We start from the raw sequence: 693 nt of genomic DNA, 5'->3' as shown, positions 1-693 counted from the left end.
GGGCCGATGGCGGGGTCTGGGGCGGCAGCCCCAGCGGGGTGGAAGGGGCGGAGGCCCTTCAAGGGATGGGACGGGTAGGGGCGGCGGGGGCGAAAACCCTCCCGCCCCGACACCCCTCCACCCACGACGACGTGCGGCAAGACCTCACCGAGGCGCTGCGGGGCCTCCACCACTTCCGTCGAACAGAGGCCGTAAGCCCCGGGGCCGGGACCGCAGCCGAACGGCCCTACACGCAGCTGAACTTCGACTCCGCCCAGTCCGCCAGCAGCAGCGTGTCGAAGGTGCTGTGCGGCTCGACCACCAGCCGGACGGTCTCACGCCCGGTGAGGCTCACATGGACGGGTACGGCCGGGTCCCCGCCCTTGAGTGCTCCGGACCGCCACAGCCGGACACCGTCGGCGTAGACCGAGAAGGAGAACGCGCCGAGCCCCAGCGTCGAGTCGTCGACGCCGACCATCGCGTCGTAGGCGGAGCACTCCCGGTTCAGGTCGATGGTCACGGAGGACCGGCCGTGCACGGTGACGCCGTGCGCGTACCGCTTGTCGCCGACCGACACGCCGTACCGCTGCCACACCCAGCTGCTGCCGTGGAGCCGCATCTCGGGCGCGGTGCCGTCGCCGGTGAGGTCGTACGACAGCCGGCTCCACTGGTACACGACCGGGGCGGGCGGGGGCGGGGGAGTAGGCGTGGGGG

General features: G+C 72.7%; 1 protein-coding gene. It reads right to left on the bottom strand.

The features are described 5' to 3' along the window. Nucleotides 1-226: 226 nt before the first annotated feature. Nucleotides 227-693: NPCBM/NEW2 domain-containing protein (locus KUM44_RS42870; RefSeq protein ID WP_217215179.1), on the bottom strand; the 467-nt coding region annotated here is incomplete at its 5' end.

Source organism: Streptomyces sp. AC550_RSS872 (genome assembly GCF_019049285.1).
In the GTDB taxonomy this organism is placed as follows: domain Bacteria; phylum Actinomycetota; class Actinomycetes; order Streptomycetales; family Streptomycetaceae; genus Streptomyces.
This window is presented reverse-complemented; position numbering and strand designations above follow the sequence as displayed.